Annotated in this window: 12 protein-coding genes; 1 reads left to right on the top strand and 11 read right to left on the bottom strand. The window is 58.4% G+C overall.

The genetic code is table 11. The features are described 5' to 3' along the window. Window positions 1-483 precede the first annotated feature (483 nt). The 3 genes from ED661_RS16515 to alr are packed head-to-tail and all read right to left on the bottom strand — an operon-like array spanning window position 484 to window position 3,079. Window positions 484-1,230 (bottom strand): ABC transporter ATP-binding protein, encoded by a 747-nt coding sequence (locus ED661_RS16515; protein WP_122075483.1) that lies wholly within the window; start codon window positions 1,228-1,230, stop codon window positions 484-486. A gap of 32 nt (window positions 1,231-1,262) precedes the next feature. After that, complete coding sequence (locus ED661_RS16510; protein ID WP_122075142.1) at window positions 1,263-2,045, bottom strand: ABC transporter permease; 783 nt, start codon at window positions 2,043-2,045, stop codon at window positions 1,263-1,265. Then, window positions 2,042-3,079, bottom strand: a complete 1,038-nt coding sequence (gene alr, locus ED661_RS16505; protein ID WP_122075140.1) for an alanine racemase — start codon at window positions 3,077-3,079, stop codon at window positions 2,042-2,044. The genes ED661_RS16510 and alr overlap by 4 nt, the downstream gene beginning before the upstream one ends. Window positions 3,080-3,462: 383 nt before the next feature. On the opposite strand from alr, the gene ED661_RS16500 reads away from it, so the two are divergent. Continuing rightward, a complete protein-coding gene (locus ED661_RS16500) occupies window positions 3,463-4,272 on the top strand; it encodes a DUF1963 domain-containing protein (protein ID WP_122075138.1) in 810 nt (269 codons plus the stop codon). A 240-nt stretch (window positions 4,273-4,512) separates the two neighbouring features. Here the strand turns inward: ED661_RS16500 and ED661_RS16495 are convergent, their stop codons facing one another. The 8 genes from ED661_RS16495 to ED661_RS16460 form a co-directional block, all read right to left on the bottom strand. Further along, a complete protein-coding gene (locus ED661_RS16495; protein ID WP_254054875.1) occupies window positions 4,513-5,988 on the bottom strand; it encodes a replicative DNA helicase in 1,476 nt (491 codons plus the stop codon). Window positions 5,989-6,321: 333 nt separating this feature from the next. Then, window positions 6,322-7,002: an orotate phosphoribosyltransferase gene (locus ED661_RS16490; protein ID WP_122075134.1), complete on the bottom strand. Its 681-nt coding sequence runs from the start codon at window positions 7,000-7,002 to the stop codon at window positions 6,322-6,324. 93 nt (window positions 7,003-7,095) lie between these two features. After that, on the bottom strand, window positions 7,096-8,148 hold the full coding sequence (gene pyrC, locus ED661_RS16485) for a dihydroorotase (protein WP_122075132.1): 1,053 nt from the start codon (window positions 8,146-8,148) through the stop codon (window positions 7,096-7,098). A gap of 149 nt (window positions 8,149-8,297) precedes the next feature. Then, window positions 8,298-9,254 (bottom strand): phosphoadenosine phosphosulfate reductase, encoded by a 957-nt coding sequence (locus tag ED661_RS16480; protein ID WP_122075130.1) that lies wholly within the window; start codon window positions 9,252-9,254, stop codon window positions 8,298-8,300. Between the two features lie 187 nt (window positions 9,255-9,441). Next, window positions 9,442-10,530 (bottom strand): glycosyltransferase family 2 protein, encoded by a 1,089-nt coding sequence (locus tag ED661_RS16475; RefSeq protein WP_122075128.1) that lies wholly within the window; start codon window positions 10,528-10,530, stop codon window positions 9,442-9,444. Window positions 10,531-10,533: 3 nt separating this feature from the next. Further along, window positions 10,534-11,223 (bottom strand): FkbM family methyltransferase, encoded by a 690-nt coding sequence (locus tag ED661_RS16470; RefSeq protein WP_122075126.1) that lies wholly within the window; start codon window positions 11,221-11,223, stop codon window positions 10,534-10,536. Between the two features lie 3 nt (window positions 11,224-11,226). Continuing rightward, window positions 11,227-13,602 carry a glycosyltransferase family 2 protein gene (locus tag ED661_RS16465; RefSeq protein WP_122075125.1) on the bottom strand — a complete coding sequence of 792 codons (2,376 nt, stop codon included), beginning with the start codon at window positions 13,600-13,602 and terminating at the stop codon, window positions 11,227-11,229. Further along, window positions 13,602-14,228 (bottom strand): sulfotransferase, encoded by a 627-nt coding sequence (locus ED661_RS16460; protein WP_122075123.1) that lies wholly within the window; start codon window positions 14,226-14,228, stop codon window positions 13,602-13,604. The genes ED661_RS16465 and ED661_RS16460 overlap by 1 nt, the downstream gene beginning before the upstream one ends. Window positions 14,229-14,230: the final 2 nt, after the last annotated feature.

Genomic DNA, 14,230 nt, shown 5'->3' with positions numbered 1-14,230 from the left:
TCTGTAAGTTAGTGAAAAAGGAAAGTCATTCCGACAACATTTGCACGTCTGTGCATCTGGGAGGTTTAGGGGGCTTTGGAGTGTTCGAATAGGCGATACTGGCAATCGGCACTGCAAGTATGAGCAAAACCACAACTGCATCGCTCCAAAAGGGGCGAAACCTGCTCCGAATTGCCTGTATTATCCAATCGCCCATAGTGCTGAGAAACAACAGGACCGAGATTGGTGTGCGTAGGTCTCGAGGGATCAATTTTTGGCTTGTGCCAAAAAACAGCACGTCAAGGGCGAGCCATCCTGTCCATAAGGTCCCGGTGAAAATTCCCAATACCACATTGGGAGAGATCTGCTTTCTTAAGCGCTTCGCAACGAGGGCAAGACCTGCGGCCACGGGCAGTGAAATAAGACTTACTGACGCAATCGTCAGGTAGGGGTGAGGGTGCGGTCGCAGGCTTTCCAGCAATGAGAAGCATTCCGTCATGGCTCTTAGCGCACAGCCTCGATCGGCCCCTCTGCCCGGCCGTGGATGAATTGGTCGAGATAAGGATCGCCTGATTGATCCATATCCGCCACCGGGCCCGCCCATTGGATCACGCCGTCGTGCAGCATGGCGACATTGTCGGCGATGGCGCGCACAGATGACATGTCATGGGTGATGGTCATCGCTGTGGCGCCCATCTCCACCACGATCTCGCGGATCAGATCGTTGATAACCCCGGACATGATCGGGTCCAGACCCGTGGTGGGCTCGTCGAAGAAGATGATTTCCGGCTCAGCGGCGATGGCACGGGCGAGGCCAACACGTTTTTGCATGCCACCCGACAGCTCAGCTGGCAGGCGATCTGCCACATCCGGCTTCAGCCCGACCCGGCGCAGTTTCTCGATAGCGATTTCGCGGGCCTCATGGGCGGGGCGTTTCAGCGCGCCGCGCATCAGGCGAAAGGCGACATTCTGCCAAACAGGCAGCGAGTCAAACAACGCGCCGCCCTGAAACAACATACCAAAGCGGGCGAGAAAGGCATCGCGGTCGCCGGCGCCAGCAGGTTTGCCATCGACAAAGATCTCGCCACTATCCGGTGTTATCAGTCCCAAGACGCTCTTGAGCGCGACGGATTTTCCGGTACCGGAGCCGCCGATGATCACCATCGAGCTGCCTTTGGGAATCTCCAAATCCATTCCACGCAGCACGCGATTGTCTCCAAAGGCCTTGTGAACCTGGTCCATCTTGATCATCGGGTGGGGGAGCTTGCCCTGTGTCATGGCTGTCATAGCGAGAAGAACACCCCTGTGAGGATAAAGTTGGTCGCCAGGATCAGCACTGCGGCGGCCTCGACCGAGGCTTTGGTGGCGCGGCCGACGCCCTGGGCACCACGGCCGGATTGCATGCCGTAGTAGCAGCCCATGGTGGCGGCGATGACGCCAAAGAAGGCGCCTTTGACCAAAGAGGAGATCACATCCAGCGGCTCCAGGAAGTCGACGGTGTTTTTCAGATAGGCCGCCGAATTGAACCCCAGGTTATGAACCGAGACTGTGTAACCTCCGGCAATGCCGATGATATCACCGACACCAACCAGCAGCGGCACTGTGAGCAGCGCTGCCAGCACCCGCGGCGCGACAAGATATTGCATCGGATTGGTCGAGAGCGTCACCAGGGCATCAATCTGTTCAGTCACCTTCATGGTGGCGATCTCTGCAGCGATCGAAGAGGTCACCCGGGCGGCTATCATCAGGCCAACCAGGACGGGACCCAGTTCACGCACCATGCCAATGGCAACGATCTGCGGCACCACGGCTTCGGCATTAAACCGCGCACCACCGGCATAGATCTGCAGGGCCAGCGCGCCGCCGGTAAAGACCGCCGTCAGCGCTACCACGGGCAGTGACAGCCAGCCGATCTGCAGTAAGGACAGGGCCAGCTCGCGCGGGTAATAGGGCGGGCGCAGCATATGGGTGAAGGTCGAGATGGCAAACAGGGCCACTCGTCCAATCATGGCCAGCGCCGCCAGTGAGGCGCGACCCAGCCGGGCCAGTAGGCTCAAAGGGTTCATCCTTGATAGGTCCGTGCGTAGCGATGGCCCATTGAGGTGAGTACCTCATAGCCGATGGTTCCGGCAGCTTCGGCCAGGGTGTCGACGGTCTGCACCTCGTTGAGGATGGTCAGGCTGGCAGGCACCTCGGCCAGGGCGGTAACATCCACGGTGATCAGATCCATCGAAACACGGCCCACCACCGGGCAGCGAATGTCTCCGGCAAAGAGATCAATGCCGCCGTTCATCAGGGCACGGTGCAGCCCATCGGCATAGCCGGCTGCAACAGTGGCGATGCGGCTGGGCACCTGGGCTACCCAGGCATTGCCATAGCCGACGCTTTCGCCGGGCTCTACATCGCGGATCTGAATGACCGGCAGGTCCAGCTGAACCACCGGAACCGCATCGCCGTAGGGCTCGCCGCCATAAAGACCCACGCCCGGACGGCAGAGATCAAAGTGGTAGTCGCGCCCCAGAATGATGCCGCCGGTGGCCGCCAATGAGCGCGGTACTTCCAGCCCATCGGTCATTTCGCGGAAGGTCTGCAATTGCTGGGCGTTCATCGGATGACCCGGCTCATCACTGCAGGCCAGATGCGACATCAGCAGCACGGGTTTTTGCCCCAGGGCGATATCGCGCACGGCGGCCCATTCGGCGGGCTCCATGCCGAGGCGGTTCATGCCAGAGTCCAGCTGCACCCCAAAGGTATGGCCGGGCAGGGTCTCGAAATGACGCAGCATCTGGTCCAGCGAGTTCAACATTGGCGCCAGCTGGAATTCCTTCAGCAGCTTGGTGTCGCCCTCCATATGGCCGGAAAACACCGAAATGCCGGGACCGGGGCCGAGGGCGCGGCGCAGCGCTACGCCTTCTTCGGCGGCGGCGACAAAGAAATTGCGCGCGCCGCCCTTGGCCAATGCCTTGGCCACGCGGCCTGCATCCAGCCCATAGCCGTTTGCCTTGACCACGGCTGCGGTTTCGCAGTTGGTCATGGCGTTTAGATTCTGCCAGTTGGTCACCAGCGCATCGAGATTGATTGTCAGTTTAGCCGTGCTCATGCCCCGTTCTTGACATGCGCAGGGCAGGGGTCAAGAGGAATTCGTGGGGAAAACTGCTAGGTGTGATGGCATTGGGCGGCTTGTGGCTGGTTTGGGGCACCAAAGGTGTCCAGTGTCCAAGACAAGGGCCAAATCGCCATTGGACCATTTCAGAAGGCCACCGCGTCCGAACCGAGGGGGGAAGCGAAGCGCCCGCCCCGTGGGGGCGGTTCGGGCGCTGCCAAAGCGGCGCTTTGGTAATTGGTGAAACACTTGATTGTTGCGATCCTTGAAGGGCAGCTATGCGGACCTTCTTGCCATTCTCTGTAACAGCGCGAATGACTGCTATCGTTCTATAGCCTTTCCAGATATTAAGCAGACGATAGTTCTAGGAAGAAGATGACATGCCATTTTTAGACTGGGTTAAGTCTCTATTTTCCCAACCAGTTGCCCGACCTAAGATCTCGGACACCAAGGCTGCCGAACCCACACAGCAGGAAAAACAAACTGCTGTGAATCGGCTGGATGAACTGGCGACAACTGCAATTCTCGGGGAGATCGGCGGGAGGAAACCCCAAGAGGGAAATAGGGCTGCGAGCTGGTGGGGTGGAAATTTTCTAGGTGCGCAAGATGAGGATGTCCCAGTATGCAGCCAATCGGGGCGGGCTATGCATCCTGTGCTGCAAATTCGTGTTGATGAATTACCAGAAATTCCTCCCGCCTTCGAAGGGTTTGCAGTCATAAATATTTGGATGGATTTGCAATCATCAACCTTTTGGGGTGCAGAAAACGGCAATGGGTTTCTTGTTCGGACGTACACTGACATCTATAATCTTGTCCCTCTTGGGGTCGGTTACAGAGAAAGCTCTGAGCTACCCACTTTTCCAATTTTCTGGCGTGAAACGATATCTGAACAACCAAGCTGGGAAGACATGGCCGACGAACTGCCAACAAATGTTGCGCAAGCTTCCGCAGATGATTGGTTCTTTAAAAGCAAATACTCATCTGATCGATATTACGAACTTCGCAACAAGTACCCGGTAAAAGTTGGCGGTTGGCCTACATGGATTCAGGGTGCTGATTGGCCAAAAGATGCGCAGTTCTTCTTTCAAGTCGACACGACCGACAAAGGCAAAATGTTTCTCGGCGATGCAGGTTCATTCTATATATTCAAGACTGTTGATTCATGGGTGATCAGAGGGGATTGCTACTGAAGCAGACCTTCGCCCATTGCGCAGCATCCGTCGAAGTGGGCGCGAAGCAGAAATTGGCCCAAGGGCCAGTTTAGGAGACGAGCGTTGGTTTTAGTTTGTCACCGGGCAGACAGGAAAGAGAGGTGCGCTCATGGAGACACCACCCGGCGGGATGCAGGGCAGCGCCCGACCCTCCCCACGGGAGGGCGCTTTGCACCCACCCAGGGTCAGGCGCTTGTTATCAACCTGGACTGATCCGCCTCAATACTCGTCTTCGCGTGGGCCATTCTGCCATTCCTTGGCCAGATTGCCAAAGCGGGTGAATTCGGCGGTAAAGGACAGCTCTACCGTGCCGATGGGGCCGTGACGCTGCTTTCCGACGATGACTTCGGCCTTGGCGTGCAGCCGCTCCATCGCGGTTTTCCACTCTTCCATCTTGTCCAGCTCGTGATCGCCGGGCTTTTCGCGTTCCTTGTAGTATTCCTCGCGGAACACGAACATCACCACGTCGGCATCCTGTTCGATCGAGCCGGATTCCCGCAGATCCGACAGCTGCGGGCGTTTGTCGTCTCGATTTTCCACCTGACGCGACAACTGGGACAGGGCGATCACAGGGATCTGCAGCTCCTTGGCGATGGCCTTCATCCCCATCGAGATCTCGGCGATCTCGTTCACCCGGTTTTCCGCCATGCCGCGGCAGAGCTGTAGGTAGTCAATCACCAGAACATCCAACCCATGGGTCCGTTTCAGACGTCTTGCGCGCGCCGCCAGCTGCGAGATCGGCAGGGCAGGGGTGTCGTCGATGAACAGCGGGCAGCTTTCCAGATCCTTGGCGGCCTGAACAAAGCGGCGGAATTCGCCCTCGGTCATGTCACCCTGACGGATCTTGTGAGAGGAAATCTCGCTTGCCTCGGCCAGAACCCGGCCCGCCAGCTGTTCGGCGGACATCTCGAGTGAGAAAAAGCCAACCACGCCGCCATCAATGGCGCCTTCAGTCCCATCGGGTTTGGTGCCTTTTTTATAGGCCTTGGCGACGTTAAAGGCGATGTTGGTGGCCAGGGAGGTTTTCCCCATCGAGGGACGCCCCGCCAGGATCAGCAAATCCGAGGGGTGCAAGCCGCCGAGCTGTTTGTCGAGATCGGCCAGGCCTGTGGAAACGCCGGCCATGCCGCCGCCACGCTGATAGGCCTCATTGGTGACATTGACTGCCTCAGTTACGGCCTTGAGAAAGCTTTTAAAGCCGCTTTCAGTCTGGCCCTGTTCGGCCAGCTGATAGAGCGATTGTTCGGCCTCGACGATTTGCTCCTTGGGTTCGGAGGCCACATCGACGCGACGCGCCTTGTCGGCGATGCTTTGGCCGAGGGCAATGAGTTCGCGCCGGATCGCCAGATCATAGATCATCTGCGCATAGTCGCGTACCGCAAAGGCGGAGATCGACGCGCCCGCCAGTTTGGCCAGATAAGCAGGGCCGCCGAGTTCTTTCAGCCCCTCGTCATCCTCCATAAAGGCCTTGAGTGTTACCGGCGAGGCCAGGGCGTTTTTGGAAATCCGCGCTGCGGCAATTTCATAGATGCGAGTGTGGACCGGATCGTAGAAATGGGTGGCATTGATGATCGAGGCAATACGGTCATAAACATCATTGTTGGTCAGGATCGCGCCCAAGAGCTGCTGTTCGGCCTCGACCGAATGCGGTAGTTCGATTGCGGCCTCAACATTCGTTGCCGAGGCAACAGCCATGCCACTTTGTCCAATCGGCGCCAAAGCCTGCCCAACCGGGACGGCATCGCCCACCATGTCATGCGCCATCTCATCCGGCATTTCGCTGGAGATATGGTCAGGCATTTCGTCCGGCAGGGGCGCGCTGGGGGGAATATCGTTCATTGCTGCTCTCTTTGCTTTGAGCGCAAGTTGTAAAGCGCTTTGCCACGTTTTGGTATCGGGAAATCTCTGTGGATAAGCCGGGGATAGCTTTAGCTGGCCTCAGGTCTCCGGCGCAAAACCTATACCTGCAACAGAAAAGGCCGTTCCCTGTTGGAACGACCTTTTCACTGATCGGCGGATTTTTGCGACCTAGGTCTTTTTGTTGGCCTCTTGCCAGGCGCGCGGATCCTTGAGGAAGCTCTCAACCTCGGTCAGGGTCTCTGCGTCAAAGGCTTTTTGTTCTTTGGCTTCGGCCAGAACATCCCACCAGGTGCAAAGATAATGCAGCTCAACCCCGTGGTCGCCCAGGCGCTTGGTGGTTTCGGGGAAGATGTCATAATAGAAGATTACGGCTGTGTGGCCGCAGTTGGCGCCGGTCTCGCGGATGGCATCGACAAAGGACAGTTTGGAGCCGCCATCGGTGGTCATGTCTTCCACCAGCAAGACGCGCTGATCTTCCGTCATCACGCCTTCAATGCGGGCGTTGCGGCCGTAGCCTTTGGGCTTTTTGCGTACATAGGTCATGGGCAGCGCCATGCGCTCGGCCACCAGGGCACCAAAGGGAATGCCTGCGGTCTCGCCGCCGGCGATATTGTCGAAGGCTTCAAAACCGGCGTTGCGCATCACGGTGATGGTGAGAAAATCCATCAAGGTGGTGCGGATGCGCGGGAAGGAGATCAGCTTGCGGCAGTCCACATAGCTGGGCGAGGGCAGGCCGGAGGCCAGGGTATAGGGCTCACGCGCGTTGAAATTCACAGCGCCGATTTCCAGCAGCATCCGGGCTGAGAGGCGGGCGATTTCTTCGCGGGTGGGGTAGGAGGTCGGGATCATGGTCTATCCTTCGAAAGCCTGGGCGCCAGAGACGAGGGCGGATGCCTCCGGCGGGAATATTTGGGGAAAGATGATATCGGCTGCGGGGGGCGGTCAGGCCACCGACCAGTAGATCGGGTAGCCAGGGTCAAAGAGGGTGACGGGGCCGTCATCAGAGGCGATCTTGGCCGGGAACTGGGTCGCGCTCTCGGATTTGACCAGCGTGATTTGGTCTGGGTTCTCTGGCAGGCGGTAGAAAGCGGGGCCGTTCTGGCTGGCGAATTTTTCCAGGTTCTCCAGCTTGCCTTCTTCCTCAAAGACATGGGCCAGCAGCGGCATGGTGTTGGTGGCGGTGAAACAGCCCGCACAGCCACAGCCGCTTTCTTTGGCGGCGTCCACATGTGGTGCAGAGTCGGTGCCGAGGAAGTAGCGCGCATCTCCGGATGTGGCGGCCGCGCGCAGCGCCAAGCGGTGCTCTTCGCGTTTGGCCACCGGCAGGCAATAGTAATGGGGCTTGATGCCGCCCACCAGGATATGGTTGCGGTTGATGATCAGGTGATGGGTGGTGATGGTGGCCCCGAGGTCCTGATCCTGGCTGGCGACATAATCGGCAGCGTTTTTGGTGGTGATATGTTCCATCACCACCCGCAGTCCGGGAGTGGCGCGGCGGATCGGGTCGAGGACACGGTCGATAAAGACCGCCTCGCGGTCGAAGATATCAATGTCGTGGTCGGTGACTTCACCATGGGTACAGAGTGGCAGGCCGATTTCGGCCATTTTCTCCAGCACCGGGCGGACATTGTCGAAATTGCTGACGCCGCTGCTGGAATTGGTGGTGGCGCCCGCTGGATAGAGCTTGACGGCTTTGACCAGACCCGAGGCATGGGCTGCGGCCACATCTGCCGGGTCGGTATCCTCGGTCAGATAGAGAGTCATCAGAGGCTCAAAAACCATGCCTTCAGGCAGGGCGGCCAGAATACGGTCGCGGTAGGCGGCGGCCTGGGCACCGGTTACCACTGGCGGGACCAGATTTGGCATGATGATGGCACGGCCAAAATCACGGGCGGTTTCGGGCAGGACGGCCTGGAGCATTGCGCCATCGCGCAGGTGCAGATGCCAGTCATCGGGGCGGGTCAGGGTGAGGCTTTGAATCTGGTGCTGGGTCATGGCGCCGCGTTAGCACAGCTGCGGCAAAAGGGAAAGAAGCCGGGGGCTGCGGCACAACATCCAGAGCGCGCATTTCTACACCCCTGTGGCCTGTTTCAGGTCAAAGGTGCAGGTTTTGCGGCGACGGCCTTTGTAAAGACGGGACGAGATTAGAGATTCGACGGGAGCTCGAATTCGCCCTCTGCGGCGCGTTGTTCCAGGTTTTGCAAGCGGCGGCGAAAGCGTGGGGCGCGGGCGCGGGCCAGCACATTGCGGCACAACAGAACCTGGAGGAAGGGGCGATCCTGCTGATCCAGGCGTGCCATCAGGGCGCGCAGGTAGGAAGAATCGTCACGTCGTGCCCGGAACAGCTGGGCAAACAGGGCGTCGGTCAATTCTTCGGAGGCGGCCTTTTCCAATATCGTGTTGAGGATACCCATCTCGATCATGCGGGTTTGCACCGCGGCGCCGAGGTGGGGCACCCGCAAGCGAGAGACGTTTTTGCGGCTGAACAGGGACGCATGCATGGCGTCGAGCTGTTCATAGGGGTCATAAAAGACAAAGGCCTGTTTGGCAGCATCCAGCATGTCGGGCGCGTAGCCATAGCGATCTGTAAAGGAGACCCGGCGCATTTCCACAAAGCGGTCGTCCCATTCGGTCATCCGCGGGTCCAGAGTGGCCTGCGGCTGGATCGCGACCACTGTCGCGCCGGGGGATGCAACCGAGTAGGCCGCAGCCGCATAGCCGCAGGGGCCAGCGCCATAAAAGATCACATTGTCAAACTCGTCAAAGAAACCATCATCGATCAGCTGGTCAAAAAAGCCATAGACCCGTTCGTTGCGAAACCAGGTGTCGCCGCTGGAGAGCAGGCCCAGATGCGACCAGCCCTGGCTTTTGACCATGTCAAAGCCCAGGGGCTGTGCCAGTTTTGACAGATTGTGAATGCCCTGGACCGTTTCAAAAGTGACCAAAAGCGTATTGCCCTGATCCAGAAAGGTGGCGCAGTGTTTGGGCCCCAGAGGCTGGAACATGCCCAGCTCCTCGGTGATGGCAGCAAGACGCTTCTCCCACTGGGCGGGTTTCAGACCGGACAGGTCTTCGTCCAAGATCTCGAGGTTCTCTTGCATAACCAAACTTTCCTTACACAAACCATTACAGCGGTCGCTAAGGCTAAGATTTAGGCAAGGAATGCGGCCAAAATTGGAAAAACTCTGGTCGCTTTGCTGTCCCTTCTGGGAGATTGCACCCGTCAGAACGCAAAACTGAAAGGTTTCCGGTGGCAGGAGGTTGCACCAGAATGTGGGGTGGCGGTGTTCAGTTGTCAGCGTCTGACGGCTGCTGCGCCTTGGCGGCGGCTTTTTGCGCAGCGCGACCCAGATTGGCAAAGGTTGTCAGTGTCTGGGCGGTTACCGCATTGATCGGGCGTGAGGGGGGCGTCATCAGCAGGCGGGAAAACAGGGCGCGATAGGGTTCCAGCTGCATCAATTCGCGGAACCTCTCTTGTCGCCAGGCCACCGTCTCTGTGCGCAGTTTGGCCAGCTTGCTGTCTGCCAGTAGCTGTTGTTCCAGGTCTTGGCGGGCCTGGGCGTAGCGATCAATCGAGGCGTCATTTGCAGTGTTGAAGTTGCGCTCCACCCAGTAATCAGTTCCCAACATATGGTCCGAATGTACCGCGCGACCGCGATCCGCCTTTAGAATATAGCTTTCCATTGCGCCCAGCGGGTAGTGGTTGAGCTGCGCCAGCGAGTAGTTGTTGCGGCCATAATTGGAAAACAGTCGCCGCGTCTTAAAGGCCTCACCCAGCTCGCGACCCTCACAGTCAAACCAGCGAAACGCCTCCAGCTGTTCTGGGTTCTTGACGTCGCGCGGCCGGTGCACACCGGTTTTGCGATAGGTGCCATTGTTGCGATAGAGCGTCTTGAACATGGAGGCACGCCAGGGCCAGTGCATGACCTCCGGCGCGCAGCGGCGAAACAGTTCGGTCACCGGGGCGTCTTCAAAACGCAGGATATCGGCATTGCCGAACAGGCGCCAGGTCAGGGTCACAGCATCGGCCTGCGGCAGGGCTGCCAGTAGGTCGGTCAGGGTGCCATCGCCGGTCTTGATATTGACAAACTCATCCACATCCAGAGCCAGCACCCAGTCTGCCTGTTGCATCAGCGGGTGTTTGTCGGCCTGTTTCATCGCGGTGAACTGGATGCCGCCCTTGCCATAGGGGCCGTCGTTGCGCACATGGGTGAGCTGACCCAGCTCATCCAGCCTGTCCAGAATGGCATCGGTCCCATCCTGGCAATCATTTGAAAAAACGAGAAAATCGGTGAACCCAACAGCCCGGTGGTGGGCCAGCCATTCCAGCAGGAAGGCACCTTCGTTGCGAACGGTGAGGATTGCCAGAAAACGCATCAGTCACCAATCAGAGCGAAACACAGCGACCTTGCCATGCGACCAGCGGGGGAAAAACACCAAACCCGCCGCATCCAGGCAGCGAAACACTTTTTGCATACCCTCTTTGCCGATCCATTGCGGGTGGGTTTCGATCACCACAGCGCGCAGACCAGAGAGATCCATCTTGGGCAAAAGATCCGCCTCGGCGCCTTCGATGTCGCAGATCAAGACACTGGGTTGCAGCTCCTTGATCACCGCATTTACATTGCGGGTTGGGACTTCGACCTCGGTGCAGTCTGCCGCATCTTCCATCGGGTCCAGGGAGGAGGCGAGAAAGTTCTTGCGGATATAGAAGGGCGCGGTGCCATCCTTGTCTCCCAGAACAGCATTGGTCACATGGGCGTTTGTCACTTCGTTCAGGGAATGCACCTGCGCGATATAGGGCATCAACTGCGGGTTGGCCTCAAAGGAATGCACCGATTTGGCCGGAGTTTTCTTGGCGACCAGGGTCGACATGAAGCCAATGCCTGCGCCCAGTTCCATTACCACATCGTCAGCCTTGACCAGCTTGCGCACAGCGGTGGCCTCTTTGGCTTCATAGTTGCCTTCGCGCAGCAAGGCGCGGATGCGTGGCGGCAAGATGGCGCGGTCCAATGGAAAGCGCATACCGCGGCATTTCAACATTTTCTGCTTTTCGACGGTCTCAGTCATGGCTCAGCTCTCCACATCAAGCGCCAGCGCATAGGCGACGCGTTCGGTTGCGGTCAGTTTAAGGGTCAGAGCTTGTTGGTAAAGCTCTTCGAATTCCTCCATGCCATGCAGCTCATCTGCCTTGGCACGGTGCCACTCCAGCCCCTTTTGATGCCAGTCGCGCAGCTGGTCATCCTGCATCAGACGGTCATATTCGGCCTGTAGGCGTGGTTGATTGCGCTGGATGGTGACATCGCGGTGGTCGTTCCAATCCATGCGGATCCAGTAGTTGATCCCGATCGAGCGATCCACATGCAGGGCGCGACCACGCTGGCGTTTCACCAGGAAACTCTCGGCAGACCGCAGCGCATAGTGGTTCAGCTGGATCAGATCATAGCCGATGGATTTGCGGGAATTGCGCCAGCCATTATCCGCGGCTTCTGAGGTCATATCCTTGCCCGAGCCATTGACCCATTTCACCTTGCTGCGAAACTCTTCTTCCAGCTTGTTGGGGCGGTGGCAGCTGATCTTTTGATAGGCGCCGATGTTTTTGAACATGGTTTTAAACCCCCAGACCGTATGTGGTTTGGGGCAATGTTTGGGGGCGCAGGCGTCGAACTGTCCGGTGACAAACTCATCCTTCAAGCTGATCACATCGTTGGAGCCAAACAGTCGCCAAGTCATGGCGATATTGCTGGCGTCCGGGACCCGGTCAAACAGGTCCTGCAGGGTGCCATTGCCGCAGCGCACGTTCATGAACTCATCCACGTCAATATGGATGATCCAGTCGGCGTCTCTGATCACCGGCTCTTTCAGGGATTGATTGAGCGCATGTTGCTGCGGCGAGTTGCCTTTCCAATCATCATTGTTGCGATGCTGCAGAAGGCCCATCTCTTGCAACCGGTCGAGGATCTCGCTGGTGCCGTCCTCGCAGCCATTGGTATAAATCAAGAAGTTATCCACCCCCATGGCCCGGTGATAGGCGACCCATTCCAGAATATAGGGGGCCTCGTTCTTCATGCAGCCAACGATGACATTGCCAGAGCTGCCTTCTGGCAGTTGGCGCGGTTGGATCTCGCTATAGGGGGGCTGCGGCAGGTCCTCGCCTTTTTGGCCAAGATTGTTGTGCGGCTTAAAGGGGGAACCCTGCAGCATCTCAAAGTTTTCCAAGGCCCGCGGGGTCATCACCTTGAGGGCCGTTGCGGTGGGGGTTTCCTGTTGCGGCGCCTTGGCTTTGGTCATGCCTTGCAGATCGCTGCCCTTGCCTTCCATCTCTTCCTTGGTGGCCTTGTTGATCCGGCGCATGAAGGTCAACAGATATTGCGAGGCACGAAATCCGCGCTCAGGCGCGGCCTCCTGCCAGCTGGCTGCCTTGTCCGCGGTCTCACCGGTGGCTGGCTCATCGGTGCCAAATTTGGCAGCCTTCAGCGCCGGGTGGCGCTTTGCCAGATCCTGGTTCGCCGCCGCAAAGAACCGAGACACCGGCGCCAGTGTTGCGGGATCAATGGGGGCGCCTTCGATGGCAATCTCGTTCAGGAAACTGCGCCACAGCTGGCGGGGCAGGATTTTGCTGCGCTGGGCCAGAAGTTGCAACAGCAGGATGTTGAGCTGTCGGCTGCGGGCCAGCCAACTGGCCGAGGGGTGTTGTGGGACCTTGCCGAGCGGGCTGCGGCCGATCTGGCTTGCGATACCAAAGGCGGTGCAGATCTCACTGGGGGCTTCGGCGCCGTAGACCGCGTCTTCGTCGTAGGGGCGAAAGCTAAAGCAGCCAACCCCAAACACCGCTTCCCAATGGGCCTGCAATGCCGGGTAGTCGAGCCAGAAGGGCGCGCCTTGGGTTTCTTCAAACTGACCGGCCTGCGGGTCCATTGGCGGGCAGGTCTGCAGGGCGGCTGACCACCAGTTTGAACCTGCACACAGATCCAGTTCCTGTGACAGCGAGCGATCGCGTCCCTCCAGAATTTGGGAGCCGTAATGGTGCACCAAGGCGCGGGCGGGGGTATCGATGTGGGCGACAACCTGAATGTCGTCAGACAGGGGGGCAAGCAGGGCTTTCAACCGCTCCAGCTCGCTTTGACGATGCAATTTGCTGCCAAGCTGCGAGGCCGACAGGATCAGGATGTCAGGCTTGGCCTGCGTGACCTCCTGCTGCAGCTCCTGCTCCAGGGTCTGGTAGAGGCGATTTTGCTTCTCAGCGGTGATATAGCCACGGTTATAGCGCAGCGGGTCGACGTGATCAGGGTCCGTCACCGCCATGAACAGGCGGGTGTGGTTTTTGCTGCCCGGTGATCGCGGGAACAAAACACCCTTGCTGCGCAGCTGGTCCCGCTTGTCTGCCATGATTTTTTGCAGCCGGTCTGCGCCGGTGTGTTCAAGGCCGATATGAAGATAGATCCGCATCAGTTGTTCTGCGCCTTCCGATTGACATTGGCCTTGCCCCACCAGGGCAGATCGCGCCCCAGATGAGCACTGACTTTCTCTTGCGCATCTGGCGCAGCCACGTTGATTTCCAGGTAGCGGGGATCATCGCGAAACCAGTGTTTCAGCGCCTCGTAATGACCGTCGATCCATAACATCTGCTGGTCCGCGGTCTTGCCATAGCCGATGGGCAGGCCGGGAACCGTACTGCCAGGTAATCGGGTACTGCCCAGATTGTTCCAGGCCATGATTGATTTTGAATGGCTCTCGGCATCGCGCCTTGTGGCGATGAAACGCAGCTCCGGGTAGAGATCCTGAAGGGTCTTGATCAGGGCAAAATCAAACTGCGGCCAGACCGAGAATTTGCCATGGATAAAACTGATCTCAGAGACCGCATCATAGTCCTTCATATAGGCCATTGGGTCGCCGGTCTCATAGAGCCCCTTGTAAAGCAGTGAGCCAACAAAGACGCGGCGTTTGCCGGGGCGATCCTCTTCACGCGCTTTTAAGCGATGATCCGCGACGGTATAGCCCGCCTGGGTCAGCGCTTTGTTCAGCGTGGTAGTGCCCGATTTGGGCAGGCCGAGGTTGAAAACTTTTAGCTCCATAT

The organism is Pseudophaeobacter sp. EL27, assembly GCF_900313025.1.
Classification (GTDB): domain Bacteria; phylum Pseudomonadota; class Alphaproteobacteria; order Rhodobacterales; family Rhodobacteraceae; genus Pseudophaeobacter.
Note: the sequence above shows the minus strand (reverse complement) of the source record. Positions and strands in the feature narration are given on the sequence as shown.